Source organism: Streptomyces sp. 2A115 (assembly GCF_052245575.1).
Lineage (GTDB): Bacteria > Actinomycetota > Actinomycetes > Streptomycetales > Streptomycetaceae > Streptomyces.
The window spans coordinates 182355-208625 of record NZ_JBQQCG010000008.1 but is presented as its reverse complement, the minus strand read 5'-3'; the positions used below and the strand labels follow the sequence as shown (position 1 = coordinate 208625).

Sequence of the window (26271 nt, the reverse complement as noted above, 5' to 3'; positions counted from 1 at the left end):
CCCCCAACCCCCCACCCTTGTCACCCCTCCCCGCCGTTCGGGGGAGGGGCCCGGGGCCCCGCACGGCCTTTCCCGTCCCGCCTGATCGATTGGCCTGCTCATGACCGAAACCGTCCCCACCGCCGACAGCCCGCCTCCAACCCAGGTCACCCTCTCCGACGGGCGGGTGGAGATCGCGCCCGGCGCCCCCCAGCCGACCGGCCCCTACGCCAACGAGGACCTGCTGCCGGTCCCGGTGGAGAAGCGCACCTGGACCACGTACAACTTCTCCGCCCTGTGGGTCGGCATGGCTCACAACACCGCTTCCTGGACCCTGGCCTCCGGGCTGATAGCCGTGGGCATGGACTGGAAGCAGGCAGTACTCACCATCGCCCTGGCGAATGTGATCGTCCTGGTCCCGATGCTGCTCACCGGGCACGCCGGGCCCAAGTACGGCATCCCCTTCCCGGTCTTCGCCCGCGCCTCCTTCGGCATCCGGGGCGCCAACCTGCCCGCTGTCGTACGGGCGTTGGTGGCCTGCGGCTGGTTCGGCATCCAGACCTGGATCGGCGGCGAGGCGATCTACTACCTCGCCGGGAAGCTCTTCGGCGACAGCTGGGCGGACGCCTCGAAGGTCGGCGGCTACGCGTGGACGCTGTGGCTGTCCTTCGCGATCTTCTGGGCGCTGCAAGTCGCCATCATCTACCGGGGAATGGAGACGATCCGCCGCTTCGAGAACTGGGCGGCGCCCTTCGTCCTCGTCGGCGCCGGCGCCCTGCTGTGGTGGATGAGCAGCAAGGCGGGCGGCTTCGGTCCGCTGCTCGACCAGCCCTCGAAGCTCGGCTGGGGCCCGGAGTTCTGGAAGCTGTTCGCGCCCGCGCTCATGGGCATGATCGGTTTCTGGTCCACGTTGTCGCTGAACATCCCGGACTTCACCCGTTACGGCAAGAGCCAGAAGGCCCAGACCTGGGGTCAGGCGCTCGGCCTGCCCACCACCATGACGCTGTTCGCGTTCCTCTCCGTGATGGTCACCTCCGGCTCGCAGGCGGTGTACGGCGAGGCGATCTGGGACCCGGTACAGCTGGCGGCCAAGGTCGACAACGTCTTCGGCATCATCTTCGCGCTGGTCACCGTGCTGGTGGCGACCCTGTCCGTGAACGTCGCGGCCAACCTGGTCTCCCCGGCCTTCGACTTCTCCAACATCGCGCCCAGGAAGATCACTTTCCGCACCGGGGCGCTCGTCACCTGCGTGCTCGGCGTGCTGATCTTCCCGTGGAAGCTGTACTCCGACCCGGAGGGTTACATCTTCACCTGGCTCGGTCTGGTCGGCGGCCTGCTCGGCACGGTCGCGGGCATCCTCATCGCCGACTACTGGATTCTGCGCCGTACGTCCCTCGACCTGGCCGACCTCTACCGGGCGGGCGGCCGCTACTGGTACACCAACGGCTGGAACTGGCGGGCCGTCGTCGCCTTCGTGACCGGCGGTGTCCTGGCGATCGGCGGCGCGACCTTCAAGCCGCTGATCGACGGGCGGCCCATCCCGGCCCTGGCGGACCTGGCCGACTACGGCTGGGCCGTGGGACTCGGCACGTCGATGGTGCTCTACCTCGTCCTGATGGCCACGCGGGGGAGGGAACCGGCGAACGTCTGAGCCGGGGGCGGGCGGTGGCCGCGCCGGAGGGCAGAGCCGGTTTCTGAACCGCCGCCGCCCGCGCGGTGTGCGGGCGGCGGCGGTCGGTGCGTGCCCTCGGCGTGCGGCGTTGCAGGTCATGTGGCGGAGTCCACCTGTCCTGCGGCGCCGTGCGGCGAGGGTGTGTGCCCGGCGGCGCTGCGCAGGCGGGGGTTCAGAAAACAGGCTCTCAGCTCTTCTGAGCTGTCTCCAGCGCGGCCACCGCCTCCTTGGCGGCCTTGATGGCGCCCTTGTTGATCTCGTCCGTACTGGGCGCCTTCTTCGTCTCGAAGTCGCTGCCGTTGTACGTGACGATCACCAGCGCGTTGGACGCGCGAGCGATCACCACGCCCTCGCGCGTCTGCTGCTTGTCCTGGGTGGTGACGTTCACGACGGAGTAGGCGGTGTCGCCGAGACCGGGGACCACCCCTCCGCCGCTCTTCTCCGTCATCCGCTGCTTGTAGGCGGTCGCGGCCGCCTCGTCGGACTTCTTGATCTCGTACGAGACGTCGAGCCAGTGGTACTCGAAGCCCTTCAGCGCGCTCCAGGAGCAGGTGCGGCGCAGCGACTCGTCGGTCGACGGGATCTCCTTGCCGGCCGTCTTGGCACCCGGCACGAGCGAGGTCACCGTCTTCTTCGCGACGCTCTCGCACGGCACGGGCGAGCCCGCGTACGTCTTGGTCGCCGCCGAGGTCGACGGCGCGGACGGAGAGCTCTTGCCGGGACCGGAGGCGGACTTGTTCTCCGCGGCCGGACTCGCGGCGAACGGTCCGGACGACAACGCCCAGCCGGCCGAGGCGAGTACGACGACCGGCAGCAGACGCGCGGTGAGAGCGAGAGGAAGAGATCGCACGGCGCACTTCTCGGTGGGGGACGATGCGGGGGCGTCCGCACTGCGGACGGGACGCCAGTGTCACACGAGTCCCAGTGGGGCGGTAGTGCGAACTCGCTCCGTGAGCGAGTGGTGACCGCTGTCCGCTGTCGATGTTCGTACCGGACCTGGCCGTCGTGCCGCGTGACGCCGCCAAGGGCGCAGGCGCCCTGCTGCCCGACCAGACGCTGCTGATCGTCGAGATCACCTCCGCTGGTCGCGACCAGGGCGCACACCTAGGCGGAGGGCGCCCTTCCGGCCGCGTGCAGGGGCAGTGCCCGCTCGATGCGGTCGACGGCGGTGAACGCGCCGTACGCGATCAGATGGACCAGGCAGTGGTCCGTGTACGGCGGCTTCTTCCAGGCCGCCACGTCCTCGTCCGTGATGCGGTACGGAGCCAGCGCGGCCAACATCGCCAGCCGCGCCCCGGGCCGGTCCTCGCGGTTCGGCACGGCGTCCCACACCAGCGGCTGGTGCGTGCCGTCCCACGCCGCGACGGCATCCTGTACGAGCGCCTGGTCGGCCTCGGTCAACAGGCCGGCGCCCGCCGTGGCCGCCGTCCGCAGCGCCGCGTACGCCGGTCCCACCGTCGTGCCGGCGGCCCAGGACGGGCCGGGGTCCGTTTCGTTCTCGTCGAGGAGTGTGAGACTCGCACCCGGGGCGATGCTCCGGCGCACGGTCCTGCCCAGCGAACGGCCTCCCAGGCTGCGTACCACCCTGAAGCGCTGGGCGTTGCCCGGCAGCAGGTTCTCGGTCACCAGGGACGAGACGATCCGGTTGATGAAGTGGAAGGAGAGGGCGGTCCCCACGTACCCGGCGGTGTGCTCGGCCGGGAACGGGAGCGTCGAGACGTCCGGGTTGCCGGGCGTGCGGGTCGCCTCGCCCCAGGCGAGCACGCGTGCGTGCTGTTCGTTCTCCGGGGGCTTCCCGTGCGCCAGGCGTTCGGCGAGGGCATGGTCGCCGGTGGCGTGCAGCAACATGGTGTGCGCGTCCACGCAGAAGGGGCACTTGTTGGCGCGCGACACTCCCACGGCGGCCAGCTCCTTGCCGGTGCGGCTGCCTTTGCCCGCGATCAGGGACTCACGCATCAACGCCCAGGCGGGGGCGATGAGTTCGGGGGCCGAGGAGAGGGCGACGAAGGGCGCGGCGTCCTCGATGCCGAAGTCCACGGCGAGCTGCTCGTAGACGGCTGCGGTGCGGCCGGTGGCGGCCTTGGGCGGGATGGGCTCGGTGTACCTGAAGGGTGAAGTCATGGCGAGAAGCGTGGTTCTCGCGGGCGCCTCCGGGCGTCGTACGGGCGAAGGCAGTTCAGGCTGCGCCGACCGGGTCGGCCGGACGGCGGACTACTGCGCCGGGAGTAGTCGGGGGGCCGTCCACAGGGCTGACGCCCCTGTCGGCGCGGCGGTCTACTGTGCGGACATGAACGGGGACCAGGCCTCACGGAGGTACCTCGCCGACGCGGCACTCGCCGTCCTGATCGGCGCGATCGTCGTGTCCGCGGCTGTCTTCGACGAGGACACGGCGCCGGTCGACTACGCGCTGATGGTGATCGGTTCGCTCGCGCTGGCCGCGTACCGGCGGGCGCCCCTCGCCGTGCTCGCCGTCACGACGGCCGCCCTGACCGGCTATGTGTTGCACACCCACCCGGGTCCGTGGTCCGCCCTCCCGGTGGTGGCCGCAGTCCACACGGCGGCCCAGACGGGGCATCGAGCCGTGGGCGCGGGCGCGAGTGCCGTGTTCCTCGGCGGGTATCTCGCGACGGATCCCACGTCCCAGGACACGGTCGAGCGGGTCGCCCTGCTCGCGGGCTGGTTCCTGTGCGCGGTCGTCACCGGCCTGGCCGGCCGCAACTGGCAGGCGTATCTGCGCCAGACCGAACAGCGAGCACTGGAGGCCGAACGCACCCGCGAGGAGGCGGCCCTGCGCCGGGCGGGCGAGGAACGCCTGCGCATCGCGCGCGAGTTGCACGACTCGCTCACGCACAGCATCTCGATCGTCAAGCTCCAGGCGGGCGTCGCCGTCCATCTCGCCCGCAAGCGCGGCGAGGAGATACCCCCGGCCCTGCTCGCCATCCAGGAGGCCGGCGGCGAGGCCATGCGCGAACTGCGCGCCACCCTTGAGGTGTTGCGCACCGACGAGCCGACCGGCACCCCCGCCCTGCTCGTGGAGCGCGCCCGCGCGGCGGGCCTCGCCGTCGACCTGACCGTGACCGGCCCCGAGCGGCCGTTGGCGGCGACCGTGGACCGCGCCGCGTACCGCATCGTCCAGGAGGCCCTCACGAACGCCGCTCGCCACGCGGGACCCGCCAAGGTCGCGGTCCAACTGGAATACGGCGAGGGCAGGTTGGCGATACGCGTCGACGACGACGGCGCCGCCGACCCCTCCCGGCCGCCTTCCGAGGGCATCGGGCTCACCGGCATGCGCGAACGGGTCACGGCGCTCGGTGGCACGCTGCACGCCGCCCCACGTGCGGAGGGCGGCTTCTCGGTGCGTGCCCAACTGCCCCTGGGGTCCGCGTGATCAGGGTCGCGCTGATCGACGACCAGGCCCTGATGCGGGCCGGGTTCCGGGCCCTCCTGGAGGCCGAGGACTGCATCGAGGTGGTCGGCGAGGCCGCCGACGGGGAGCAGGGACTGGCGCTGGTGCGCGCGCACGTCCCGGACATCGCGCTCGTCGACGTCCAGATGCCGGTGATGACGGGCATCGAGGCGACCCGCCGCATCGCCGCCGACCCCGAGCTGTCGGGCGTGCGGGTGGTGATGCTGACCAACTACGGCATGGACGAGTACGTCTTCGAGGCGCTGCGGGCCGGTGCCAGCGGGTTCCTCCTGAAGGACACCGAGCCGGCCGACCTCCTCCAGGCCATCGAGGTCGTCGCGCGCGGCGAGGCACTGCTGTCGCCGTCCGTCACGCGCACGCTGATCGGCGAGTTCGTGGCCCGGCCGCCGGACCGCGCCAGCGCCCCCGGCCTGGAGTGCCTCACCCGCCGCGAACGCGAGGTCACCGCGCTCGCCGCCCGTGGTCTCACCAACGAGGAGATCGCCGCCCACATGGTCATCAGCCCCTTCACGGCCAAGACCCACATCAGCCGCGCGATGACCAAGCTCGGCGCCCGCGACCGCGCCCAACTGGTTGTGTTCGCCTACGAGTCGGGGCTGGTCACAGCACGTGAGAGGACGGAGTGAGCCCTTCCGGCGAGGCTCCGTGCGATGATCGGCGCGTGATCGCGATACGCCGTGGAATGGCCCGAAGTGTCCTCACCGCCGCCGTGCTGTCGCTGGCGGCCAGTGGCTGCGGGCTCGGGGCCGAGCTGGACCGGGAGTTCGACCCGGAGCAGACGTCGCCCCCCTCCGCGTCCGCCCGACCGCCTGCCGTGTCGGCCGCCCCGGTGCCCGAGCCCTCCGTATCCGAGCCCTCCGCGCCCGTGCCCGTGCAGCCGGTGGGCGGCTGCCCGTCGTCCGGTGTGCGCATCGACACCGAACTGGTCAACGCAGCCATGGGACTGCGCGCCACGACCCTCACGCTGACCAACTGCGGGGAGCGGCCGTACAAGCTGAACGGCTACCCGTCCATCACCGTTCTCGACGAGGCGGGCGAACCGTTCCCGGAGGTGCGGACCGTCGAGGGGACGGACCAGGTGCCCATGGCCGGGGACGCCCCCGCCCCAAAGCCGCTGACCCTCGATCCGGGCGAAACCGCACAGGCGGGCCTGGTCTGGCGGATGCACGCCGAGGCCGGTGTGTACCTCCGGGTTGTGCCGCAGAAGGGGCGCGAGACCGTGACCGTACGCGCCCGGGACACCCTCGACATCGGCCCGGACAACATCCTTGGGACGTCGCCCTGGCAGGCCTCGGAGGAAAGGGCGCGGGAGGGTACGTACCGCTGATCTCTCCGCCGGCGACCGCGCTCCTCATCGCCGGCCAGCATGGGGTGGCATGAGGTGGCATGAAGTGGAGGAACGCTCCACCCCTCACTTCCGACCGTGCTCGACACGGTCGGAGTCATCAGAGTCAGTGGGACAGCGGCAGGACCGCGGACACCGTCTTGCCTCCCGGCCAGGTGCTGACCTGAACGTCCGCGGCCAGTTCCCGCACCAGGTGCCAGCCGAACCCACCCGGCTTGAGTGGGTCGGTGCGCCGTGGTTGCGGGGTGGTGCTGCTGGCGTCTTCCACGGAAACCGTCACCGTTCCGGGACCGGCCGCCAGGTGGAACCGGGTCACCCCGCCGGCATGCCGGACCGCATTGGTGACCAGCTCCGACACGACCAGCAGTACGGCATCCGTCTCGGCCCCGACACGTGCGGCCACTGCGGACAAGTACCCGCGTGTCACATCCCTCGCCCGCTCCGCGATCAGCGGACTTGCCCCTTGCAGGGGGCCCTTTTCCTCGGCTTCTTCCTCGGGTGACTGCACGATGACAAGCCTCCGGTGGGCTGGACTCCGATCCCTTTTCGCCTGCCCCGAGAAACTCCAGCCATCCCCTAACACTCGGAACGACAGTGGAACTCGTCCGCAGGACCGCTTCACGGCCCGCACATCACGGGGCTGCCCAGCGGCCGGTTCGCACAGCGTGCGCCCCGGCGGTGATCGCCGGATCCGTGCCTACTCTGGAAATATGGTTCGGCCCAATGACGAGGTTGCCGCGCTGTTCCAGGAATACGCGGACCTGATCTCGATCACCGGCGGAGAGGCGTACAAGGCGCGCGTCTACGAGAAGGCTGCCCGCTCGATCGGCGGCTACCACGCCGACGTGTCCACCCTCGACGTCAAGGGCCTGCAGGAGATCCCCAACGTCGGCAAGTCGATCGCCGAGAAGCTCGTCGAGTACTTCCGCAACGGCAGCGTGTCCGCGATCGAGGAACTGCGGGCGGAAATCCCCGCAGGGGTCCGGCGGCTGACGGCGATCCCCACGCTCGGCCCGAAGAAGGCCTGCGTCCTGTACGAGGAACTGGGCATCTCCTCCGTCGAGGAGCTCGCCGACGCCATCCACCAGGAACGGCTGCGCGACCTGAAGGGCTTCGGGCCGAAGACGGAGGAGAACATCCTCCACGGCATCGAACTCCTCCAGTCCTCCGGAGAGCGGGTCCTGCTCGACGTCGCCATGGACCTCGCCGACGACATCGTCAGCGAGCTGTCCCGGGTGACCGGCTGCCGGCGCTGCACCTGCGCGGGGTCGCTGCGCCGCTTCCGCGAGACGATCGGCGACATCGACGTCCTGGTCGCGGCGGAGGAGTCGGAGCCCCTCATGCGGGCGTTCACCGAGCTGCCGTACGTCTCGGAGGTCATCGCGCACGGCGAGAAGAAGACGTCCATCCGCACCACCAAGGGCCTGTCCGTCGACCTGCGCGTCGTACCGCCGGACTCATGGGGAGCGGCACTCCAGTACTTCACAGGCGCCAAGGCGCACAACATCCGCACCCGGGAACTGGCCGTCCACCAGAAGCTCAAGCTCTCCGAGTACGGACTGTTCGACGCCGAGAGCGGCGAGAAGATCGTCTCCGAGACGGAGGAGGACGTGTACGCCCGGCTCGGCCTGCCGTGGATCCCGCCGACCCTGCGCGAGGACCGCGGAGAGATCCAGGCCGGGCTGCGCGGCGAGCTGCCCGATCTGGTCACGGAGGCGGACATCCGGGGCGACCTGCACACGCACACCGACCTCACCGACGGCCTCGCCCCGCTGGAGGAGATGGTCGCCGCGGCCGCCGAGCGCGGGTACGCCTACTACGCGGTCACCGACCACGCGCCGAACCTGTACATGCAGCGGATGACCGACGAGCGGATGCTGGCCCAGCGTGAGCGCGTACGAGAGCTCGACGGCGCCTACGGCAGGCGGGGCAAGGGTCGGGGCATGCGGCTGCTGCACGGCGTGGAGCTGAACATCGCCCCGGACGGTGGTGTGGACTGGCCGGAGGAGTTCCTGGCCGGCTTCGACCTGTGCGTGGCCTCGGTGCACTCGCACTTCAACCAGGGGCGCGAGGAGCTGACCCAGCGGCTCGTACGGGCCTGCGAGAACCGGTACGTCAACGTCATCGGCCACCCCACCACCCGGATCATCGGCAAGCGGCCGGGCATCGACGCCGACCTCGACACGCTCTTCGCGACCTGCGCGCGCACCGGCACGGCCCTGGAGGTCAACGCCCATCCGGACCGGCTCGACCTGCGCGACGAGGACATCCTGCGGGCCAGGCGGCACGGGGTGAAGTTCGCCGTCGACAGCGACGCCCACTCCACCCTCCACCTGGCCAACATGCGATACGGCGTAGGGACGGCGCAGCGCGGCTGGCTCACCAAGGACGACGTGATCAACACCTGGCCACAGGCGCGGCTGCGGCGCTTCCTGCGCAAGGGGCGGGCGGAGCGGCGCCCTGCCGGGTGAGCCCGCAGACGTCCTGGCTCTGACGTCCTCGTGCTGACGCCCTGGCTCAGACGCCCTGGCTCAGACGTCCTGGCTCAGACGTCCTCGTGCTGACGCCCTCGCTGATCTCCTAATGTCGGTTGTTCATGGTGATTCCACCCGTGATGCACCGGCCGGGTGGGGATTGTCAGTGGAGCGTGCTCTCATGGAGTCATGATCGAAGACATGGAAACCATCGACGAGTTTCTCGCCCACCGCACCGCGGACGTCGAAGAGGCTGTCCGCACGGCGGCCGCCACCGAGATCATGCCGCGCTTCCGGCAGCTCGCCGCGCACGAGATCGACGAGAAGACCGGCCCGCACGACCTGGTCACGGACGCCGACCGCAAGGCCGAGGAGTACCTCACCGAGGCGCTCGTCAAGCTGCTGCCCGGTTCGGTCGTGGTGGGCGAGGAGGCGGTCCACGCCAACCCGGTGACGTACGAGGCGATCAAGGGCGAGGCGCCGGTCTGGATCGTCGATCCGGTCGACGGCACCCGCCAGTTCGTCCACGGCGATTCCGGCTTCTGCACACTGGTCGCGCTCGCGCAGGGCGGAGCCGTCCTGGCGTCATGGACGTACGCACCGGCCCGCGACCAACTCGCCGTCGCCGTACGGGGCCGGGGCGCCCTCCTCGACGGCGAACCTCTGCGCTCCGGCTCACCCACCCCCGGTCGCGATCTCGAAGTGGCCACGTCCCACCCCGACTACACGACGGACAGCGAGAAGCGCGCGCTCCTCGGCCTCTGGACGGAGGGCGTCGGCCCGCGCGCTTGCGGTTCCGCCGGGCTGGAGTATCTCGCCGTCGCCCGGGGGGAGTTGGACGCCACGGCGTTCTCCTGGGAGGCCGCCTGGGACCACGCGGCGGGGATCCTGCTCGTGGAGGAAGCGGGCGGCGCGCATCTGACGCTCGCGGGGGAGCCGTTCCGGATAACCGGAGGCAACGCTCTCCCGTTCACGGCGGCGCGGGACGCGGCCACGGCTCGCCGGGTGCTGGGACTGCTCTCGGGCGGAGTCTGACCCGAGCGGAGCGGGGCGGAGATCGATCACCTCGAACTCGATGGGCGCATCGCCGGTGGCGAGCGGAAGGGACACCGTCCTCTGAAGGGGCATCTGCCGCAGCGCCCGGGGTCCTCCCCGACCTCGAACCGGTACCGGGAGTCGTCCTCGGGCCGGTGGAACCGGAACCGGCACGTCATCCGGCGATGATTACCCGCGCCCCGGGGCTGTCGGACGCCCGGCATATCCTGATCCCAAAGGCCATCGGCTGACGAAGGAGTCCGAAGGTGCCGTCGATGCTCGATGCCGTCGTGGTGGGTGCGGGGCCGAACGGACTGACGGCTGCCGTGGAGCTGGCCCGCCGCGGCTTCTCCGTGGCCGTCTTCGAGGCGCGCGACACGGTCGGCGGAGGCGCCCGCACCGAGGAGCTGACGCTGCCCGGCTTCCGGCACGACCCGTGCTCGGCCGCGCATCCTCTGGGCATCAACTCGCCCGCGTTCCAGGCGATGCCCCTGGGGCGGTACGGCTTGGAGTGGCTGCAGCCCGAACTGCCCATGGCGCATCCCTTTCCGGACGGCACGGCGGCGGTGCTTTCGCGGTCCGTGGGGGCGACGGCGGCCTCGTTCGGTCCCCACGACGCGGGCGCGTACCGCAGGCTCGTCGAGCCCTTCACTCACAAATGGGACACCCTGGTACGGGACTTCATGTCCTTGCCGCTCACCGCGCTGCCCCGCGACCCGGTAACCCTCGCCCGCTTCGGCCTCGTCGGACTGCCGCCCTCGACCTGGCTGATGCGCAGGTTCCGCGACGAGCGGGCGCAGGCTCTGTTCGCCGGACTGGTCGCGCACGTCATGTCCCCGCTCAACGGCTTCGCCAGCGGTGCCGTCGGCCTCGTCTTCGCGCTGGCCGCGCACGCCGCCGGCTGGCCCGTCGCGCGCGGCGGATCCCAGTCGATCTCCGACGCGCTGACCGCGTACCTCAAGGACCTCGGCGGCGCCGTCCACACCGACCACGAGGTCAAGCACCTCGACGACCTGCCGCCCGCGCGCGCGTACGTTTTCGACACCTCGCCCACCGCGCTGAGCCGGATCGCGGGCTTCGGGCGGTACTACGAGGGCTACCGGTACGGGGCGGGCGTCTTCAAGGTCGACTACGCCCTCGACGGACCGGTGCCGTGGACGGCGAAGGAGCCGCGCACCGCAGGGACCGTACAGATCGGCGCGAGCAGAGCGGAGATCGGTGCCGCCCTGCACGCGGCATCGCGGGAGGGCCGGGCGCCCGACGCGCCGTTTTTGATCACCGTGCAGCCCAGTGTCGTCGACCCGTCCCGGGCGCCGGACGGCAAGCACGTGTTCTGGGCATACGGCCATGTTCCGAACGGCTGGACCGGGGACCTCACGGACGCGATCGAGCGTCAGCTGGAGCGGTTCGCGCCCGGCTTCCGGGACCGCGTCCTGGCCCGAGCCACGGCGGGCCCGCCCGAACTCGCCGCGCGCAACGCCAACTACGTGGGCGGCGACATCGCCTGCGGCGCCGCCTCAGGCCTGCAACTGCTGCTGCGCCCCAAGCTGTCCCTGTTCCCGTACAGCACCCCGCACCCGGCCGTGTTCATCTGCTCCTCGGCCACTCCGCCGGGGCCCGGCGTGCACGGCATGTCGGGGCACAACGCCGCCAAGGCCGTATGGAGGAGGCTGCGCCAGACGTGACCGCCACGACCGCCATCGAACTCGTCCAGGGCGACATCACGCAGCAGAGCGTGGACGCGATCGTCAACGCCGCGAACTCCTCACTGCTGGGCGGCGGAGGCGTGGACGGCGCCATCCACCGGCGCGGCGGTCCGGAGATCCTCGCCGCGTGCCGGGCCCTGCGCGCCTCGCGGTACGGCAAGGGACTGCCGACGGGCCAGGCCGTCGCCACCACGGCGGGCAAGCTGGACGCGCGGTGGGTCATCCACACCGTCGGCCCTGTCTGGTCGGCCACCGACGACCGCTCGGAGCTGCTGGCCTCCTGTTACCGGGAGTCGTTGCGGGTCGCCGATGAGCTCGGCGCCCGTACCGTCGCGTTCCCGGCGATCTCCACGGGCGTCTACGGGTGGCCCATCGATGACGGGGCACGGATCGCCGTGCGGACCGTGCGGGAGACCGCCGACGTGTCGATCGAGGTGGTGCGGTTCGTGCTGTTCGACAAGACGGCGTACGACGCGTTCGAGGCGCAGATGGGCTGACCCCGGACCAGGGTCCCGTCAGAGCCGTCAGTCCCGCCACGTCGGTCGTTGATGTTCGATCTTGCGTTCGGGGCGACGTAGGCTCAACTCGGCTGGGGAGCAAGCCGTTTGGGGACCTGACCGGGGTCGACACATAGTGCACGACGACGAACTGATCCGACCGTTATCGGAGTTGTTGAAGAGGCATGCCGGACGGTCGGCGAATCGGGTCGCGTTCTCGGACTCCGCGCGGAGTGTCACGTACGGGGAACTGGAGCGGCGCACCGGGAGGCTGGCCGGGCATCTGGCGGGGGCCGGGCTTCGGCGGGGGGACCGGGTCGCGGTCTGTCTGGGCAACTGTGTCGAGCTGGTGGAGAGTTGCCTCGCCGTCACCAGGGCGAGCGGAGTAGGGGTTCTGCTCAACCCACGGTCCTCCGACGCGGAACTCGCGCATCTCCTGGCGGACAGCGGTGCCTCGGTGATCGTCACGGATCAGGCGCACGTGGGTCAGTTGGCGCGGCTGGGCTCCGCGTACGGTCGGCTGCGAGTGTTGCTCATCGGGGCGGGACCGGTGCCGGCGGACGCCCCCGACGGGACCGTGCTCTTCGACGAGGCGGTCGGGGATGCGGCGGCCACGGACACGGCCACGCACACGGACACGGCCACGGACACGGCCACGCACACGGCCACGCACACGGACACGGCCACGGTGACTGAGTCGGCGCGGGACGACCTCGGACTCGACGAGCCCGCGTGGATGCTCTACACCTCGGGGACCACCCACCGCCCCAAGGGCGTGCTCTCCACGCAGCGAGCCGCGCTGTCGTCGGTGGCGGCCTGCTACGCACCGATCTTCGGCCTCTCGGCGGCGGACCGGCTGCTCTGGCCGCTGCCGCTGTTCCACAGCTTCGGGCACTCGCTCGCCGTGCTGGGCGTCGTCGCCACGGGTGCGAGCGCGCTGATCACCGGGGAACTCCTGCCGCCTGGGGGCCTGTTGCGCGTACTGGACGAGGCGTATGAGCAGCCCGAGGGCCCGTTCACGATGCTGGCCGGCGTACCCGCGACGTACCACCGGCTGGTGGTGGCGGCGGCAGAGGAGGCCGGCGGGGCTTCGCGGACGGGGCTGCGGCTGTGTGTCGTGGCGGGCGCGCCGAGCCCGCCGCCGTTGCGCCGGGCGGTCGAGGAGGTGCTGGGGGCGCCGCTGCTGAAGGCGTACGGCAGTACCGAGACCTGCGGGATGATCGCAGTGAACCGTCCGGAGGGGCCGCGGGTCGACGGCTCGTGCGGGCCTCCGGTCCCGGGCGTGGAGGTACGGCTGGTCGATCCGCGCTCCGGGGACGACGTCACGGACGGCGACGCCGACGGTGGCGGTGGTCGCGTCGGTGGCAGTCACGAGGGCGAGGTGTGGGGGTACGGGCTGCGCGGCCCGGCGATCACGATCGACACAGCGTGCTCGTCCTCGCTGGTGTCGCTGCACTGGGCCGCCAAGGCACTGCGCTCAGGGGAGTGTTCGCTGGCCCTGGCCGGCGGCGTCACCGTGATGGCGACCCCCAGGCCGTTCACCATGTTCAGCCGACAGCGCGGGCTGTCGCCGGACGGCCGCTGCAAGTCGTTCTCCTCGTCGGCGGACGGCACGGGCTGGGGTGAGGGAGTCGGCCTGGTCCTGCTGGAACGGTTCTCCGACGCCCGGCGCAACGGTCATCCGGTGCTGGCGGTGCTGCGGGGTTCAGCCGTCAACTCCGACGGAGCGTCCAATGGGCTGACCGCACCCAACGGCCAGGCGCAGCGGCGGCTCATCGCACGGGCGCTGGCCGACGCCGGGCTGCGCGGGAGCGACGTGGACGCGGTGGAGGCGCACGGCACCGGCACCACGCTGGGCGATCCGATCGAGGCGGGAGCGCTGCTGGCCACGTACGGGCAGGGACGTTCCCCGGAGCAGTCGCCGCTCTGGCTGGGCTCGGTCAAGTCCAACCTCGGGCATACGCAGGCCGCCGCGGGAGTCGCCGGAGTCATCAAGATGGTGCTGGCCATGCGGCACGGGGAGTTGCCCGCGACGCTGCACGCCCGGACGCCGTCACCGCACGTGGACTGGTCCTCGGGCCGGGTGGAGCTGCTGACCGCCGCCCGGCCGTGGCCGTCGTCCGACCGGCCGCGCAGGGCGGGCGTGTCGGCGTTCGGGATCGGCGGGACCAACGCCCACGTGATCCTGGAACAGGCGCCCGCACCGGCGCCCGCACCGGCGCCGGACCGGCGACCCGAGCCCGGCACGTCCCCGTCCGACGGCTGCGACCGCTCCGACGGCTTCGACCGCTCCGACACTTCCGGCGGTACGGCGCTGGTGTTGCCCTGGCTGCTCTCCGGCGCCGGCGAGCCCGCCCTGCGCGCCCAGGCACGGCGACTGGCGGCCGAGGTGGCGGCCCGACCCGGCCTCTCGCCCGCCGATTCTGCAGACATCGCTCTCTCGCTCGCCGTGTCGAGGTCGGCGCTCCCCCACCGCGCCGCGGTACCCGCGGGCGAGGCCGGCTGCGGCGGCCTGGACGAACTCGTGGTCGTGGCGCCGCTCACGCTGCCCGCCACCACCGGGGTACGGATCCAGGTCGTGGTCGGGCCGGCCGACGACTCCGGCCGGCGCCCCGTCGACATCTACTCCCGACCCGAGTGGACGGAACTTGAGCAGCCGACAGGGGGGCCGGAGGCCGACTGGACCCGGCATGTCACCGGTCTGCTGAGCCGGGCGCCTTCGGTACCGGACACGAAAACGAACACAGAGACAGACACAGACACGAAAACGAACACAGACACAGAGACACCGGAGAGCGACCTGGGGACGTGGCCTCCTGAGGGCGCCGTCGAGGTGGAACTCGCCGACGCGTACGACAAGCTCGCGGACGGCGGTATCAGCTACGGGCCAGCGTTCCAGGGTGTCCGCGCGGTATGGCGGCGGGGCGCGGAACTCTTCGCCGAGGTCCGTCTCCCCGAGCAGGAGACCCCGGGCGCCGCGCGCTACGGCCTCCACCCGGCCCTGCTGGACGCGGCGGTGCACACCCCGCTGCTCGCCGCGCCCGGCTCCGATTCCGCTGCCGGATCCGGTCCGATGCGGCTGCCGTTCGCGTGGAGCGGAGTGCGGCTGTACGCCGATGGGGCATCGGACGTGCGGGTTCGGCTGACGCCCACGGGACCGGGGGCGGTCCGTGTGACGCTGGCCGACACGGCCGGGCGGCCGGTGGCGGTGGTCGAGTCACTGGTCACACGGGAGCTTGCAGCCGGACAACTGGACGCCGCGGACGACGTGGTGCGGCGCGCGTTGCTGCGCCCCGACTGGACGTTGGTCGACCCGGCCAACGACACCGGTAACGCTGGTGACGCTGGTGACGGGGCCTGGACGGTGCTGGGTCCGGATGAACTGGACCTCGTCAAGTACGTCCCGGCGCTGGGGAGTTCACCCACCCCCGATGTCGTCGTCCTCACCGCCTTCGCCCCCACGGCGGACCTCGATGTCGGATTCTCGCCAGCCACGGCCGTGACCATGGCCGATGCTGGAAGACATGCTGAACGGGATGCACACCGACACCGAGAGCTGCGTACGCGCCGTCCAGTCGAAGGACGCCCGCTTCGACGGCTGGTTCTTCACGGCCGTACTGACCACACGGATCTACTGCCGGCCCAGCTGCCCCGTCGTGCCGCCGAAGCCGGAGAACATGACCTTCCACCCGAGCGCCGCCGCCTGCCAGCAGGCCGGTTTCCGGGCCTGCAAGCGGTGCCGGCCCGACACCAGCCCCGGCTCGCCCGAGTGGAACCAGCGCGCCGACCTCGTGGCCCGCGCGATGCGGCTCATCAGCGACGGCATCGTGGACCGGGAGGGAGTGCCGGGGCTCGCGGCGCGGCTCGGCTACAGCACCCGGCAGATAGAACGGCAGCTCCTCGCCGAACTGGGCGCCGGACCGCTCGCCCTCGCCCGCGCCCAGCGCGCCCAGACCGCGCGCCTGCTCATCGAGACGACCCCGCTCCCGATGGCGGAGATCGCTTTCGCTGCGGGCTTCTCCTCCATCCGCACTTTCAACGACACGGTCCGCGAGGTCTTCGCCCTCGCCCCGAGCGAACTGCGCACGAGAGTGCCCAAGAACCGGGCCAACTCAGCTGGGACACCAGGGGTGTTGACGCTCCGGTTGCCTTTCCGGACCCCGCTCAACCCCGACAACCTCTTCGGTCACCTCGTCGCCACCGCCGTACCGGGTGTGGAGGAGTGGCGCGACGGCGCGTACCGGCGCACCCTGCGCCTGCCGTACGGCCACGGTGTCGTCGCGCTCACCCCGGCGACCCCGGCGTCCGACCACATCGGCTGCCGGCTCACCCTCAGCGACATGCGTGACCTGACCGTCGCGATCAGCCGCTGCCGCCGCATGCTCGACCTCGACGCCGACCCGGTCGCGGTCGACGACCAGCTGCGTACGGACCCGCTGCTCGCCCCGCTCGTCGACAAGGCGCCGGGCCGCCGGGTGCCGCGGACGGTCGACGAGCCCGAGTTCGCCGTACGGGCCGTGCTGGGCCAGCAGGTGTCCACGGCCGCGGCCCGGACGCACGCGGCACGGCTGGTCACGGCTCACGGCGAGCCGGTGGACGACCCCGAAGGTGGCCTCACGCACCTCTTCCCGTCGGCCGAGGCGCTGGCCGCGCTCGACCCGGAAGCCCTCGCCATGCCGGCCACCCGCCGCACCACTCTCACCACCCTCGTACATCAACTCGCCGACGGCACACTGAACTTGGGAGTCGAGAGCGACTGGACGGAGAGCCGCGCCCGGCTCCTCGCGCTGCCCGGCTTCGGACCCTGGACCGTCGAGGTCATCGCCATGCGCGCCCTCGGCGACCCCGACGCCTTCCTGCCCACCGACCTCGGAGTCCGTTACGCCGCCAAGGAGTTGGGTCTGCCGTCCACACCCGCCGCGCTCACGGCCCGTGCGGCGGACTGGCGGCCGTGGCGGGCGTACGCGGTCCAGTATCTGTGGGCGACCGGCGACCACCCGATCAACTTCCTCCCGGCACAAGGACGTAAGGACGTGCAGTGAAGCAGCAAATGAAGCAGCAAGTTAAGCGGCAAGTGAAGCAGCACATGGTGATCGACAGCCCGTACGGGCCCCTCACGCTGGTCGCCCGGGACGCCGTCCTGTGCGGCCTCTACATGGTCGGCCAGCGCCACCGCCCGCCGGAGGAGAGCTTCGGTGAACCCGACGACACGCCCTTCGGTGAGACGGTTGACCAGCTACAGGCTTATTTCGCGGGCGAGTTGAAGGACTTCGACCTGCCCCTGCACCTCGACGGCACGTCCTTCCAGCGCACCGTCTGGGAACAGCTCCAGAAGATCCCCTACGGCGAGACCCGTTCGTACGGCGAACTCGCCGACGCCCTCGGCAACCCCAAGGCCTCCCGCGCGGTGGGCCTCGCCAACGGCAAGAACCCGCTCGGAATCATCGTGCCGTGCCACCGGGTGGTCGGCTCGGACGGCAGCCTCACGGGGTACGGCGGCGGTCTGGAGCGCAAGCGGCGGCTGCTGGACTTCGAGCGGGGTACGGCACTTTTCTAGGCCCTGTCGTCTTTCTGGGCCCTGTCGTCAAACTCCCTCTCCCTGGGAATCCCCGGCGACGGGAACCCCCGCACCCGCCGCCCGCGTCCGACCGCACAGTGAGGTGCGGGTTCCGTGCCGAAGCCTGAAGCCCCGAGGAGAGAAGAGACCTGAAAACGGACCCTGGCCGAACCCTAGTCGTCGCGCTCGGTGCTCAGCCGACGCAGCAGTTCGGGCAGGGCGCTGCTGATGGGCTGCTGAACGACCTCGTCGGCGCGGTCGTCGTACGGTGTCGATTCGGCGTTGACGATGATCAGCCGTGCGCCGTGGTCGGCGGCGAGACCGGCGAGTCCCGCGGCGGGCTGCACTTGGAGGCTCGTGCCGACCGCGATGAACACCTGGCACGCCTTGGTGATCGCGACCGCCTCACCCAGCACCACCGGATCGAGTCGCTCACCGAACATCACGGTCGCCGACTTCAGGATCCCGCCGCACTCCAGGCACGGCGGATCGTCCTCACCGGCGGCGACCCGCGCCAGCGCGTCCTCCATCGGCGCCTTCACACGGCACCCGGTGCACATCACCGTCCGCGCCGTACCGTGCAGTTCGAGCACTTTCCGGGCCGGCATCCCGGCCAGCTGGTGCAGCCCGTCCACGTTCTGCGTGATCACCCGCACCGGCACCCCGGCCCGCTCCAGCTCGGCCACGGCCCGGTGCGCGGCGTTCGGCTCGGCCTGAAGCGTCCGGTTCTTGCGCCGCATCTGCCACGAACGCCGCCGGATCTCCGGATCACCCATGTAGTACTCGTAAGTGACGAGCTTCTGGGCCTCCGGATCCCGCTGCCACAGGCCGTTGGGGCCGCGGTAGTCGGGGATGCCCGAGTCGGTGGAGATACCGGCGCCACTGAGAATCGCGACGAGAGGCTTGGCCATGGGTCCGAGGGTAGGTCGCGGGGTTCGGGGCGGCGAACGGATATTTCCCGGGGGACGGACGGACCTAGGGACAGGGCGGGGCCCGGTCAGTCCGCCCGATGCCCGTTCTCCAGCTCCGCCGTCCCCGTGCCCGCCGCGAGCACGTCCAGTGAGGCGAGCACCCGGCGGCTCAGGGAACCCTGCAGGTACTCGGCCAGCTCCTCGCGCGGTACGAGGCGCCAGGACAGCAGCTCCTCCTCCTGGAGGCGGATCGACTTGAGCTGCTCCTCCTTCAGGATGCCGCCGTCGTAGAGGTAGGCCACGATCGGCGGCCGCTCGGCGCCGGGTACCCAGTCCACCGCGAGGAGCCGGCCGACCTCCAGGTCCAGGCCGATCTCCTCCAGGGTCTCCCGACGGGCGCCCTGCCGCGGGGTCTCGCCGGCGTCGGACTCGACGGTTCCGCCGGGCAGCGCCCAGCCCTCACGGTAGTTGGGCTCGACGAGCAGCACGCGGCCCTCGGCGTCACGGAAGAGTGCGGCGGCGCCTACGAGGACACGGGGGAGGCCCGCGATGTACGTGGCGTAGTCAAGAGTCGTCATTGGGAAAGCGTAACGAGAGCAACGGGGCGGCCTGAGCAGGTCACTTCGGAGTAATCCTTACGAGGTCACCTGCCTCTGCCTCTTCCTCCACCAACCGCACCGTCCGCTCGGCCAGTTCGCTGATGCGTACCCCGTCGAACCCGAACACCGCGCTGTGCACCGTGTCCTCCAGCGGGTCCTTCCACTGCGACGGGATCGCGGCGCCTCCGGTGAGTACGCCCGCGACGGAACCCGCCGTCGCGCCGTTCGAGTCGGTGTCGAGGCCGCCGCGCACCGTGAGGGCGATGGTGCGGGTGAAGTCCCCGTCGCCGTACAGGAGCCCGGCCGTGAGGACGGCGGCGTTCGGGATCGTGTGGATCCAGCCGAGCCCCGCCGTCTCCGCGGCGACGGTACTGAGCGTGTCCTCCCAGCTCAGTCGGCTCGCGTGGAGCGTCTGCACCCGGCGTACGGTCCGCGCGAGGCGGCTGCTCGGCGGGATCACCGTGAGCGCGGTGTCCAAGGCGTCCCGCACGGTCGGCTCGGTGAACGCGGCGGCCACCAGTGCCGCCGCCCACATGGCCCCGTACACACCGTTCCCGGTGTGCGAAAGCACGGCGTCCCGGCGGGCGAGCGAGGCCGCGCGGCGGGGCCGGCCCGGGCTGGTCCAGCCGTAGACGTCGGCGCGGATGAGGGCGCCGATCCACTCCTGGTAGGGGTTGTCGTAGGTCGCGGTCAACGGCGGCTTGAGCCCGTTGGCGAGGTTCCGGTACGCGGCGCGCTCCGCCGTGAACGTCTGCAGATACGGCAGCCGTAGCAGCCACAGATCGCCCACCTGCTCCGTACTGAAGGCGAAACCGTGCGTCTCCAGCAGGTCGAGGCCGAGGATCGCGTAGTCCACGTCGTCGTCGCGGCAGCTGCCGTGGATCCGGCCGCGTACGCACTCGCGCCACTCGGGGCGCAGCACGAACTCGTCACTCGGGCCGACGGGCTCGGGCAGGTAGTCGATGAGCGGCAGGGCCCCGGCCTGTCGCAGATAGCGGTCGATGCGGTCCCGCGTCCAGTGGTCGCCCTGCTCGACCGGTTTGCCGAGCATGTTGCCGGCGATCCGGCCCAGCCAGCCCCCGAGGACGCGGTCCGTGAGGTCGTCAATGCCGACAGGGGTCATACACCCGGTGTACCGAATTCCTGCCCGTCCTGCCCGCTTTACGTATATCCGGCACCGCGCCACATGAGAAGCTCGTCAGGTTTTCGTTCGTATTGCACGCTTAGGAGTCCCATGCAGCAGGTCTGGAGCCCCATGAAGTCGATGACGTCGATGAAGTCGGCCAAGCCGGTTACGTCGGCCGTGCCGGTGAAGTCGAGGAGGCCGATGAGCCGTACGACCCTCCTGGCGGCCGCCGCCGTATCCGCTGCCTCCGCCCTGTTCGCCGTCGGCGCGGCCCCCGCCCACGCTGCGCCCGACGAGCCCCTGGTGACCACCGGTGACGTCGGCGTGCGGACCGGGGATGTCGACCTCCTGGAGGACGTGCTGGAGCACATCAGCGTGCCGTTCGGGGGCAGCGGGACGCTGACGCATCAGCTGTACGACTCCCGCGGGGCCGACGCCGGCTGAGCTCCCCGGCCGTTGTCCGGGACGTGAGAACCGCCCTGGGCAGCGGCACCCTCCTGAGGTTAGGGTCGCAACGGCGCGACAGCCTTGACGTGTGCAGGGCGTGGAGAGCAAGGGGAGTGCAAGGTGGCGGACGCTGCAGTGAATCGGACCCGGGGCCAACGGTCGCAACGGGTGCTCATCGCCGCGGACAAGTTCAAGGGCTCGCTCACGGCCGTGCAGGTCGCCGAGCGGGTGACGGCCGGACTGCAGAGGGTCGCGCCGCACGTCGAGGTGGAGTCGCTGCCGGTCGCCGACGGCGGTGACGGCACGGTCGACGCGGCGGTCGCCGCCGGGTTCGAGCGGCGTGAGGTGCGGGTCGCCGGGCCGCTCGGGGACGAGGTCACGGCCGCGTTCGCGCTGCGCGGCGACACCGCCGTCGTGGAGATGGCCGAGGCCAGCGGGTTGCAGCGGCTGCCGGCCGGGGCCTTCGCGCCGCTCACGTCGTCCACGTACGGGTCCGGGGAGCTGCTGCGGGCCGCTCTGGACGCCGGGGCGCGCTCGATCGTGTTCGGTGTCGGCGGCAGCGCGACCACCGACGGCGGGGCGGGGATGCTGGCCGCGCTCGGGGCGCGGTTCCTCGACGAGGACGGGGAGCCGGTGCCCCCTGGGGGCGGCTCCCTGCGGGAGCTCGCCACGGCCGACCTGTCCGGTCTCGACCCCCGGCTCGCCTCCGTCGACCTCGTCCTCGCGAGTGACGTGGACAATCCGCTGACCGGGCCCAAGGGGGCCCCGGCGGTGTACGGGCCCCAGAAGGGGGCCTCTCCCGACGACGTGGCCGTGCTCGACGCCGGGCTGGCGCACTTCGCCGCGGTTCTGGAGAAGGCGATCGGGTCCAAGGCCGCGGAGTACGCCGTCGCGCCGGGGGCCGGTGCGGCCGGCGGTATCGGGTACGGGGCTCTCGTGGGCCTCGGCGCGAGCTTCCGCCCGGGGATCGAGGTCATGCTCGACGTCCTCGGCTTCGCCCCCGCCCTTGAACGCGCCACCCTCGTCATCACCGGCGAGGGCTCCCTGGACGAGCAGACCCTCCACGGCAAGGCCCCGGCGGGCGTCGCCGCCGTCGCGCGCGCCGCCGGCAAGGAGGTCATCGCCGTCTGCGGCCGCCTCGCCCTCCCTCCGGAGGCCCTCGGCAGGGCCGGCATCCGCCGCGCCTACGCCCTCACGGAGCTCGAGCCCGACGTGGCTCGGTGTATCGCTGAGGCGGGGCCGATTCTGGAGGACGTGGGGGAGCGGATCGGACGGGATTTCCTCATGTGACCGGCTGAGGGTTCGCGGGGCGTTTTCCGCCCCACCTCGGGCGTTTGAGGAGCGGGGGTCCAGAGGGCTGGTCTCCTGTCGGGGTCTGGGGCGGAGCCCCAGGGATGGGACGGGTAGGGGCGGCGGGGGCGAAACCCCCTCACACCCCTCACCCCACCCCCCGCACCCCCGACAACCGATACGCATCCAACGCCAACGTCATCTCGATCAAATCCCGAGGCCGAGCCAACGACCGAGACGTCAGCTGTTCCAACCGTCGCAGCCGGTTGAACACGGTGTTCCGGTGGCAGTACAGGCGCCCGGCCGCCCGCCCGGCGGACCCCTCGCACGAGAGCCAGACGTCCAGCGTCTCCAGCAACACGGCCCGATCCGCGGGCTCAAGCTCCAGCACCGTCCCGAACACGTCCGAGACGAGCCGCCCCGCCAACTCCGGCTGGCTCACCACGAGAGCCGTCGGCATCCGCTGGTCGAGCCGGACGACGGCGGTCGCGTCGGGCGGACAGGTACGGAGGGCCAGTTCGGCGAGCCGACGGGCGCGGCCGAGTTCCGCGAGCCCGGCGACGACGGGACTGATCCCACCGGGGCCGGAACAGCGCCCGTCGAGGGCGCGCGCGACCCCGTCGAGCCCCTGCCCGGCAACGAGCGCCACCACCCCCACCTCACAGTCGGCCCGCATCCGCCAGATGAACCGGAACCCGTCCCCCTCCAAGGGCCGCCGAAACGACTCCCGCCGCTCCGCACGCAGTACGACCACGGCGTACGGCCCCCGCTCGGGAAGATCGAGCCCGGCCGCGGCCCGAGCCGCGAGCCCCGGCGCCTCCTGCCCTTCCAGCAGTGCGTCGAGCAGCGCCTGAAGCTGTTCGTCGGTACGCCGCCGAAGCTCCATCTCGGTCGCCCGGTACGCCTCGGTGGCCACGGCGGCCTGCGCGTCCACGGCGGACCACACCGTCGTCGCCGAGCGCATCAGCGCCGCCAGCCGCTCCGGCTCCTGCGTGGCCACGCCCTCCATCAGCGCGTCCCACACCAGATAGCCCGCGGCACGGTACGCGTGCACCAGCAGTTCCAGCGGCAACCCCTGCTGGGCCCGCCGCCGCCCGGACTCCTCCGCGTACTCCAGATCACGGCGAGGCGAGTCCCGCGGCGCGGAGATCGTCTCGATGCCGATCCGCATCGCCTCCTCCGCCTCCCGCCACTGCTGGTCGTACGGCAGGAACTGCCCGTAGACCGGGGAGTACTCGGCGAGCTGCCGCATGTGCTCGTCGACCAGCTCCGGCACCCGCTCCAGCAGCGCCGTGCACGACTCGGCGAGCAACTTCCAGTCCTGCTCGGTACGCCTTCTGCGCGCTCCCATGGCCGGAGGATGTCACCGCCGCGCCGTCCCGCACAGGCCCCTGACACGCGGTGTTGTGCGCGAGCACAACGCGCGGCCGTGCCCGCTGGTCACCCGCAGCGTTTCGCCCGTACCCCGTGGACGGACGCCCGCACCGGTGCTGTGGTGAGCGCCACACCGAGCGAGGACAGGGGGAATGCCATGGGCGGAATGGATGGTTCCGGGCTGGTCGTACGGGACCTGTCGGTCGGATACGGCCCCGTACGCGCACTGCGTCAGGTGTCCCTGGAGGTGCCCGAGGGAGCCGTGGTCACGGTGCTCGGCGGCAACGGCGCGGGCAAGTCGACGCTGCTGCGGGCGATCTGCCGGACGCTGTCCTTCCACGGCGGCGCGGTCACCGGCGGCACGGTGAGCCTGAACGGCCGCCGCCTCGACGGTCTCTCGCCGGATCGCGTCGTCGCCGCCGGGGTCTCCCAGATCCCGGAGGGACGGCGGGTCTTCGCCCGCATGACCGTCGCGGACAACCTGCGTGCCGGAGCACTCGGCGCCGCCGGCGGCCGCGCCGACCGGGCCGCGGCCCTGCGCCGCGTCCACGAACTGTTCCCCGTCCTGGCCGACCGCGCCCAGCAGCGCGCCGGACTCCTGTCGGGCGGCGAACAGCAGATGCTCGCGGTCGGCCGCGGCCTGATGGCCACCCCCACGCTGCTGCTCCTCGACGAGCCGTCGCTCGGCCTCGCCCCGCTGATGGCCGAGCGGATCGCCGAGACCGTACGGGAGATCAACACCCAGGGCACGTCGATCCTGCTCGTCGAACAGAACGCCGCCCTCGCCCTGCGGCTCGCCTCCCGCGCGTACGTCCTCGAAGTCGGCGAAGTCACCCTGTCGGGTCCTGCGGACGAGCTGGCCGCCTCCGACGAGGTGCGCCGCCGCTACCTGGGCGTCGTCGACGAGGACGCGGCGGCCGACGCCGAGCGGGCAAGCCGCGCGCATCCGGCACTCGCGCGATGGAAGGAGTGAGCAACGGTATGCCGACCCCTGACGTTCCGAGCCCTGACGCTCCGACCCCCGACGTTCCGATTCCTGACGTCCCGCCGCTGCACGTAAGGGAGTTGACCGTCCGCTTCGCGGGCCTGACGGCCCTGGACGCCGTGAGCTTCACCGTGCGCCCCGGCACCGTCCACGCCCTCATCGGCCCCAACGGCGCCGGAAAGTCCACCTGTTTCAACGTCCTCTCGGGCGTCTACAGAGCCACCGGCGGCAGCGTCCGCTTCGGCGAGCACGAACTGACCGGCATGCCTCCGCACCGCATCGCCGATCTGGGCGTCGCCCGCATCTTCCAGAACCTCGCGCTGCCGCCGCTCGCCACCGTCGAGGACAGTCTCCTGCTGGGGCGCCACCGGCTGACCCGCACCGGCTTCATCTCCGCCGGACTGAGGCTCCCCTCGGCCGCCCGCGAGGAGCGCCGTCACCGTGAACGGGTCCGGGAGATCGCCGAGTTCGTCGGCATCTCGGCCCACCTCAGCCGCCCGGCGGGCTCCCTCCCGTACGGGCAGCAGAAGCTCGCCGAACTCGCCCGCGCCCTCTGCATGGAGCCCCGCCTGCTGCTCCTGGACGAGCCGGTCGCGGGCATGACCGCCGACGAACGGCGCCGAACGTCCGCCGTGATCGCGGGAGTTCGCGACAGCCTCGGCATCTCGATCGTCCTGGTGGAACACGACATGGGGGTGGTGATGCGGCTCGCGGACGCGGTGACCGTACTCGACTTCGGGCGCCTGATCGCGGACGGCGCCCCCAGCGACGTACAGAACGATCCGGCGGTCGTACGCGCCTATCTGGGCGAACGAGCCGAGGGAGCCGAGGGGCCCGAACGTACCGAGAGGTCCGAGAAACCCGGAAGACGTGACGGAGAGGAGGCCGCCTCGTGAGCACCTTCGCCGAACTCCTCCTCAACGGCATCTCGATGGGCTCCGTCTACGCCCTCATCGCCCTCGGCTTCGTGGTCATCTTCCGGGCCACCGAGGTCGTGAACTTCGCCCACGCGTCACTTCTGTTGGCGGGTGGGTACGTCACCGCGACCCTCCACGACGACATCGGATTCTGGCCCGCGCTGCTCGTCGGGATCGCGGGCGCCGCGCTGGTCGGGGCGGCGGTGGAGTTCCTGGTGATGCGCCGCTACCGGGGCTCCGACCACAGCGTTCTCGCCATCGTCACGATCGGTGTCGACATCCTGCTCACCACCGAGCTGACCCGCCGCATCGGCACGGACGTGCTGCCGCTCGGCGACCCGTGGGGCGACGCCGTGCTCACCCTCGGTCCGATCTCCCTGGCGCATACGCGCATCGCCGCCTTCGTCGCCGCGGCCCTGCTCATCACGGCCTTCCTGCTCGCGTTCCGGTACACCTCCTGGGGCGTCGCGATGCGTGCGGCCGCCGAGAGCCCGGAGACGGCGGCGCTGATGGGCGTACGGCTCGGCAGGGTGTCGCTCGGTGCCTGGGCCGTGGCCGGTGCACTGGCGGCCGTCGCCGCGCTGTTCCTCACCGTCTTTCCGACGCCCGGCCTGGAGAGAGCCACTTCGCTCGCCGCCCTCAAGGCCTTCCCCGCCGCGATCCTCGGCGGCCTCGACTCCACGACCGGCGCTCTCGTCGGCGGTCTGCTGGTGGGCGTCACCGAGTCCCTGGCCACCGGCTACCAGAGCGATCTCACCTTCCTGGGGCGGGGGCTGGGCGATCTGGCTCCCTATCTCGTCATGACCGCGATCCTGCTCATCCGGCCCGCCGGGCTGTTCGGCACGAAGGAGCTGGCCCGTGTCTGAGGTATCCGAGGTCCTCACCCGCGAAGAAACGGGCAAGGTCAGCCGCCGACCCGCCTGGCCCAGC

The 26271-nt window shown here is 71.5% G+C and carries 22 protein-coding genes and 2 pseudogenes; 17 read left to right on the top strand and 7 right to left on the bottom strand.

The annotated features are described in order from the left end of the window. Positions 1 to 100: 100 nt before the first annotated feature. On the top strand, positions 101 to 1630 hold the full coding sequence (locus tag ACTWQR_RS10485; RefSeq protein WP_443226680.1) for an NCS1 family nucleobase:cation symporter-1: 1530 nt from the start codon (positions 101 to 103) through the stop codon (positions 1628 to 1630). A 208-nt stretch (positions 1631 to 1838) separates the two neighbouring features. Here the strand turns inward: ACTWQR_RS10485 and ACTWQR_RS10480 are convergent, their stop codons facing one another. Continuing rightward, positions 1839 to 2501, bottom strand: coding sequence for a hypothetical protein (locus ACTWQR_RS10480; protein WP_443226679.1), 663 nt, complete (start codon positions 2499 to 2501; stop codon positions 1839 to 1841). 134 nt (positions 2502 to 2635) lie between these two features. Between ACTWQR_RS10480 and ACTWQR_RS10475 the strand changes: the two are divergent. Further along, positions 2636 to 2731: pseudogene (locus tag ACTWQR_RS10475) on the top strand (Uma2 family endonuclease); the annotation flags it as partial. 24 nt (positions 2732 to 2755) lie between these two features. Here the strand turns inward: ACTWQR_RS10475 and ACTWQR_RS10470 are convergent. Beyond that, positions 2756 to 3772 (bottom strand): carboxymuconolactone decarboxylase family protein, encoded by a 1017-nt coding sequence (locus tag ACTWQR_RS10470; protein ID WP_443226678.1) that lies wholly within the window; start codon positions 3770 to 3772, stop codon positions 2756 to 2758. A gap of 166 nt (positions 3773 to 3938) precedes the next feature. On the opposite strand from ACTWQR_RS10470, the gene ACTWQR_RS10465 reads away from it, so the two are divergent. The 3 genes from ACTWQR_RS10465 to ACTWQR_RS10455 are packed head-to-tail and all read left to right on the top strand — an operon-like array spanning position 3939 to position 6405. After that, entirely contained in the window at positions 3939 to 5039 is a 1101-nt protein-coding gene (locus ACTWQR_RS10465; RefSeq protein WP_443226677.1) for a sensor histidine kinase, read from the top strand. Then, a complete protein-coding gene (locus ACTWQR_RS10460; RefSeq protein ID WP_443226676.1) occupies positions 5036 to 5704 on the top strand; it encodes a response regulator in 669 nt (222 codons plus the stop codon). The genes ACTWQR_RS10465 and ACTWQR_RS10460 overlap by 4 nt, the downstream gene beginning before the upstream one ends. A gap of 35 nt (positions 5705 to 5739) precedes the next feature. Further along, positions 5740 to 6405, top strand: a complete 666-nt coding sequence (locus ACTWQR_RS10455) for a DUF4232 domain-containing protein (RefSeq protein ID WP_443226675.1) — start codon at positions 5740 to 5742, stop codon at positions 6403 to 6405. Between the two features lie 124 nt (positions 6406 to 6529). Here the strand turns inward: ACTWQR_RS10455 and ACTWQR_RS10450 are convergent, their stop codons facing one another. Then, positions 6530 to 6931: an ATP-binding protein gene (locus tag ACTWQR_RS10450; protein WP_443226674.1), complete on the bottom strand. Its 402-nt coding sequence runs from the start codon at positions 6929 to 6931 to the stop codon at positions 6530 to 6532. Between the two features lie 202 nt (positions 6932 to 7133). Here ACTWQR_RS10450 and polX point away from each other — a divergent pair, with 202 nt between their 5' ends. The 7 genes and pseudogenes from polX (at position 7134) to ACTWQR_RS10415 (ending at position 17692) form a co-directional block, all read left to right on the top strand. Next, entirely contained in the window at positions 7134 to 8894 is a 1761-nt protein-coding gene (gene polX / locus ACTWQR_RS10445; protein ID WP_443226673.1) for a DNA polymerase/3'-5' exonuclease PolX, read from the top strand. Positions 8895 to 9086: 192 nt separating this feature from the next. Next, on the top strand, positions 9087 to 9932 hold the full coding sequence (locus tag ACTWQR_RS10440; RefSeq protein ID WP_443226672.1) for an inositol monophosphatase family protein: 846 nt from the start codon (positions 9087 to 9089) through the stop codon (positions 9930 to 9932). 275 nt (positions 9933 to 10207) lie between these two features. Then, complete coding sequence (locus ACTWQR_RS10435) at positions 10208 to 11617, top strand: phytoene desaturase family protein (protein ID WP_443226690.1); 1410 nt, start codon at positions 10208 to 10210, stop codon at positions 11615 to 11617. Beyond that, positions 11593 to 12135 carry an O-acetyl-ADP-ribose deacetylase gene (locus tag ACTWQR_RS10430; RefSeq protein WP_443226671.1) on the top strand — a complete coding sequence of 181 codons (543 nt, stop codon included), beginning with the start codon at positions 11593 to 11595 and terminating at the stop codon, positions 12133 to 12135. The genes ACTWQR_RS10435 and ACTWQR_RS10430 overlap by 25 nt, the downstream gene beginning before the upstream one ends. Positions 12136 to 12307: 172 nt before the next feature. Then, positions 12308 to 15610: pseudogene (locus ACTWQR_RS10425) on the top strand (AMP-binding protein); the annotation flags it as partial. Positions 15611 to 15671: 61 nt separating this feature from the next. Continuing rightward, positions 15672 to 17177, top strand: coding sequence for an AlkA N-terminal domain-containing protein (locus tag ACTWQR_RS10420; RefSeq protein WP_443226670.1), 1506 nt, complete (start codon positions 15672 to 15674; stop codon positions 17175 to 17177). 32 nt (positions 17178 to 17209) lie between these two features. After that, positions 17210 to 17692, top strand: coding sequence for a methylated-DNA--[protein]-cysteine S-methyltransferase (locus ACTWQR_RS10415; RefSeq protein WP_443226689.1), 483 nt, complete (start codon positions 17210 to 17212; stop codon positions 17690 to 17692). Positions 17693 to 17865: 173 nt separating this feature from the next. On the opposite strand, the gene ACTWQR_RS10410 is transcribed toward ACTWQR_RS10415, so the two are convergent. The 3 genes from ACTWQR_RS10410 to ACTWQR_RS10400 form a co-directional block, all read right to left on the bottom strand. Next, positions 17866 to 18603 (bottom strand): SIR2 family NAD-dependent protein deacylase, encoded by a 738-nt coding sequence (locus ACTWQR_RS10410; RefSeq protein WP_443226669.1) that lies wholly within the window; start codon positions 18601 to 18603, stop codon positions 17866 to 17868. An 86-nt stretch (positions 18604 to 18689) separates the two neighbouring features. After that, the gene (locus ACTWQR_RS10405) at positions 18690 to 19181 is read right to left on the bottom strand and encodes an NUDIX domain-containing protein (RefSeq protein WP_443226668.1); all 492 of its coding nucleotides are present in this window, start codon (positions 19179 to 19181) and stop codon (positions 18690 to 18692) included. Positions 19182 to 19221: 40 nt separating this feature from the next. After that, positions 19222 to 20325 (bottom strand): ADP-ribosylglycohydrolase family protein, encoded by a 1104-nt coding sequence (locus tag ACTWQR_RS10400; RefSeq protein ID WP_443226667.1) that lies wholly within the window; start codon positions 20323 to 20325, stop codon positions 19222 to 19224. 111 nt (positions 20326 to 20436) lie between these two features. On the opposite strand from ACTWQR_RS10400, the gene ACTWQR_RS10395 reads away from it, so the two are divergent. Both ACTWQR_RS10395 and ACTWQR_RS10390 read left to right on the top strand, forming a co-directional pair. Continuing rightward, the gene (locus ACTWQR_RS10395) at positions 20437 to 20772 is read left to right on the top strand and encodes a hypothetical protein (protein ID WP_443226666.1); all 336 of its coding nucleotides are present in this window, start codon (positions 20437 to 20439) and stop codon (positions 20770 to 20772) included. A gap of 171 nt (positions 20773 to 20943) precedes the next feature. Then, the gene (locus ACTWQR_RS10390; RefSeq protein WP_443226688.1) at positions 20944 to 22065 is read left to right on the top strand and encodes a glycerate kinase; all 1122 of its coding nucleotides are present in this window, start codon (positions 20944 to 20946) and stop codon (positions 22063 to 22065) included. A gap of 148 nt (positions 22066 to 22213) precedes the next feature. Here the strand turns inward: ACTWQR_RS10390 and ACTWQR_RS10385 are convergent, their stop codons facing one another. After that, positions 22214 to 23416 carry a PucR family transcriptional regulator gene (locus tag ACTWQR_RS10385; protein ID WP_443226665.1) on the bottom strand — a complete coding sequence of 401 codons (1203 nt, stop codon included), beginning with the start codon at positions 23414 to 23416 and terminating at the stop codon, positions 22214 to 22216. 189 nt (positions 23417 to 23605) lie between these two features. On the opposite strand from ACTWQR_RS10385, the gene ACTWQR_RS10380 reads away from it, so the two are divergent. Genes ACTWQR_RS10380 through ACTWQR_RS10370 form a run of 3 tightly spaced genes read left to right on the top strand, consistent with a single transcriptional unit; the run spans position 23606 to position 26207 of the window. Continuing rightward, positions 23606 to 24412 (top strand): ABC transporter ATP-binding protein, encoded by an 807-nt coding sequence (locus ACTWQR_RS10380; RefSeq protein WP_443226687.1) that lies wholly within the window; start codon positions 23606 to 23608, stop codon positions 24410 to 24412. 8 nt (positions 24413 to 24420) lie between these two features. Then, entirely contained in the window at positions 24421 to 25320 is a 900-nt protein-coding gene (locus ACTWQR_RS10375) for an ABC transporter ATP-binding protein (protein ID WP_443226664.1), read from the top strand. Further along, on the top strand, positions 25317 to 26207 hold the full coding sequence (locus tag ACTWQR_RS10370) for a branched-chain amino acid ABC transporter permease (protein ID WP_443226663.1): 891 nt from the start codon (positions 25317 to 25319) through the stop codon (positions 26205 to 26207). The genes ACTWQR_RS10375 and ACTWQR_RS10370 overlap by 4 nt, the downstream gene beginning before the upstream one ends. The last annotated feature ends 64 nt before the right edge of the window (positions 26208 to 26271 follow it).

What these genes read in the sequence shown, in the direction of transcription:
- ACTWQR_RS10485 (WP_443226680.1), top strand. Translation starts at nt 101, where the DNA reads ATGACCGAAACCGTCCCCACCGCCGACAGCCCGCCTCCAACCCAGGTC.
- ACTWQR_RS10470 (WP_443226678.1), bottom strand. Translation starts at nt 3,772, where the DNA reads ATGACTTCACCCTTCAGGTACACCGAGCCCATCCCGCCCAAGGCCGCC.
- ACTWQR_RS10465 (WP_443226677.1), top strand. Translation starts at nt 3,939, where the DNA reads ATGAACGGGGACCAGGCCTCACGGAGGTACCTCGCCGACGCGGCACTC.
- polX (WP_443226673.1), top strand. Translation starts at nt 7,134, where the DNA reads ATGGTTCGGCCCAATGACGAGGTTGCCGCGCTGTTCCAGGAATACGCG.
- ACTWQR_RS10440 (WP_443226672.1), top strand. Translation starts at nt 9,087, where the DNA reads ATGATCGAAGACATGGAAACCATCGACGAGTTTCTCGCCCACCGCACC.
- ACTWQR_RS10435 (WP_443226690.1), top strand. Translation starts at nt 10,208, where the DNA reads ATGCTCGATGCCGTCGTGGTGGGTGCGGGGCCGAACGGACTGACGGCT.
- ACTWQR_RS10430 (WP_443226671.1), top strand. Translation starts at nt 11,593, where the DNA reads ATGGAGGAGGCTGCGCCAGACGTGACCGCCACGACCGCCATCGAACTC.
- ACTWQR_RS10420 (WP_443226670.1), top strand. Translation starts at nt 15,672, where the DNA reads ATGCACACCGACACCGAGAGCTGCGTACGCGCCGTCCAGTCGAAGGAC.
- ACTWQR_RS10410 (WP_443226669.1), bottom strand. Translation starts at nt 18,603, where the DNA reads ATGGCCAAGCCTCTCGTCGCGATTCTCAGTGGCGCCGGTATCTCCACC.
- ACTWQR_RS10405 (WP_443226668.1), bottom strand. Translation starts at nt 19,181, where the DNA reads ATGACGACTCTTGACTACGCCACGTACATCGCGGGCCTCCCCCGTGTC.
- ACTWQR_RS10400 (WP_443226667.1), bottom strand. Translation starts at nt 20,325, where the DNA reads ATGACCCCTGTCGGCATTGACGACCTCACGGACCGCGTCCTCGGGGGC.
- ACTWQR_RS10395 (WP_443226666.1), top strand. Translation starts at nt 20,437, where the DNA reads ATGCAGCAGGTCTGGAGCCCCATGAAGTCGATGACGTCGATGAAGTCG.
- ACTWQR_RS10385 (WP_443226665.1), bottom strand. Translation starts at nt 23,416, where the DNA reads ATGGGAGCGCGCAGAAGGCGTACCGAGCAGGACTGGAAGTTGCTCGCC.
- ACTWQR_RS10380 (WP_443226687.1), top strand. Translation starts at nt 23,606, where the DNA reads ATGGATGGTTCCGGGCTGGTCGTACGGGACCTGTCGGTCGGATACGGC.
- ACTWQR_RS10375 (WP_443226664.1), top strand. Translation starts at nt 24,421, where the DNA reads ATGCCGACCCCTGACGTTCCGAGCCCTGACGCTCCGACCCCCGACGTT.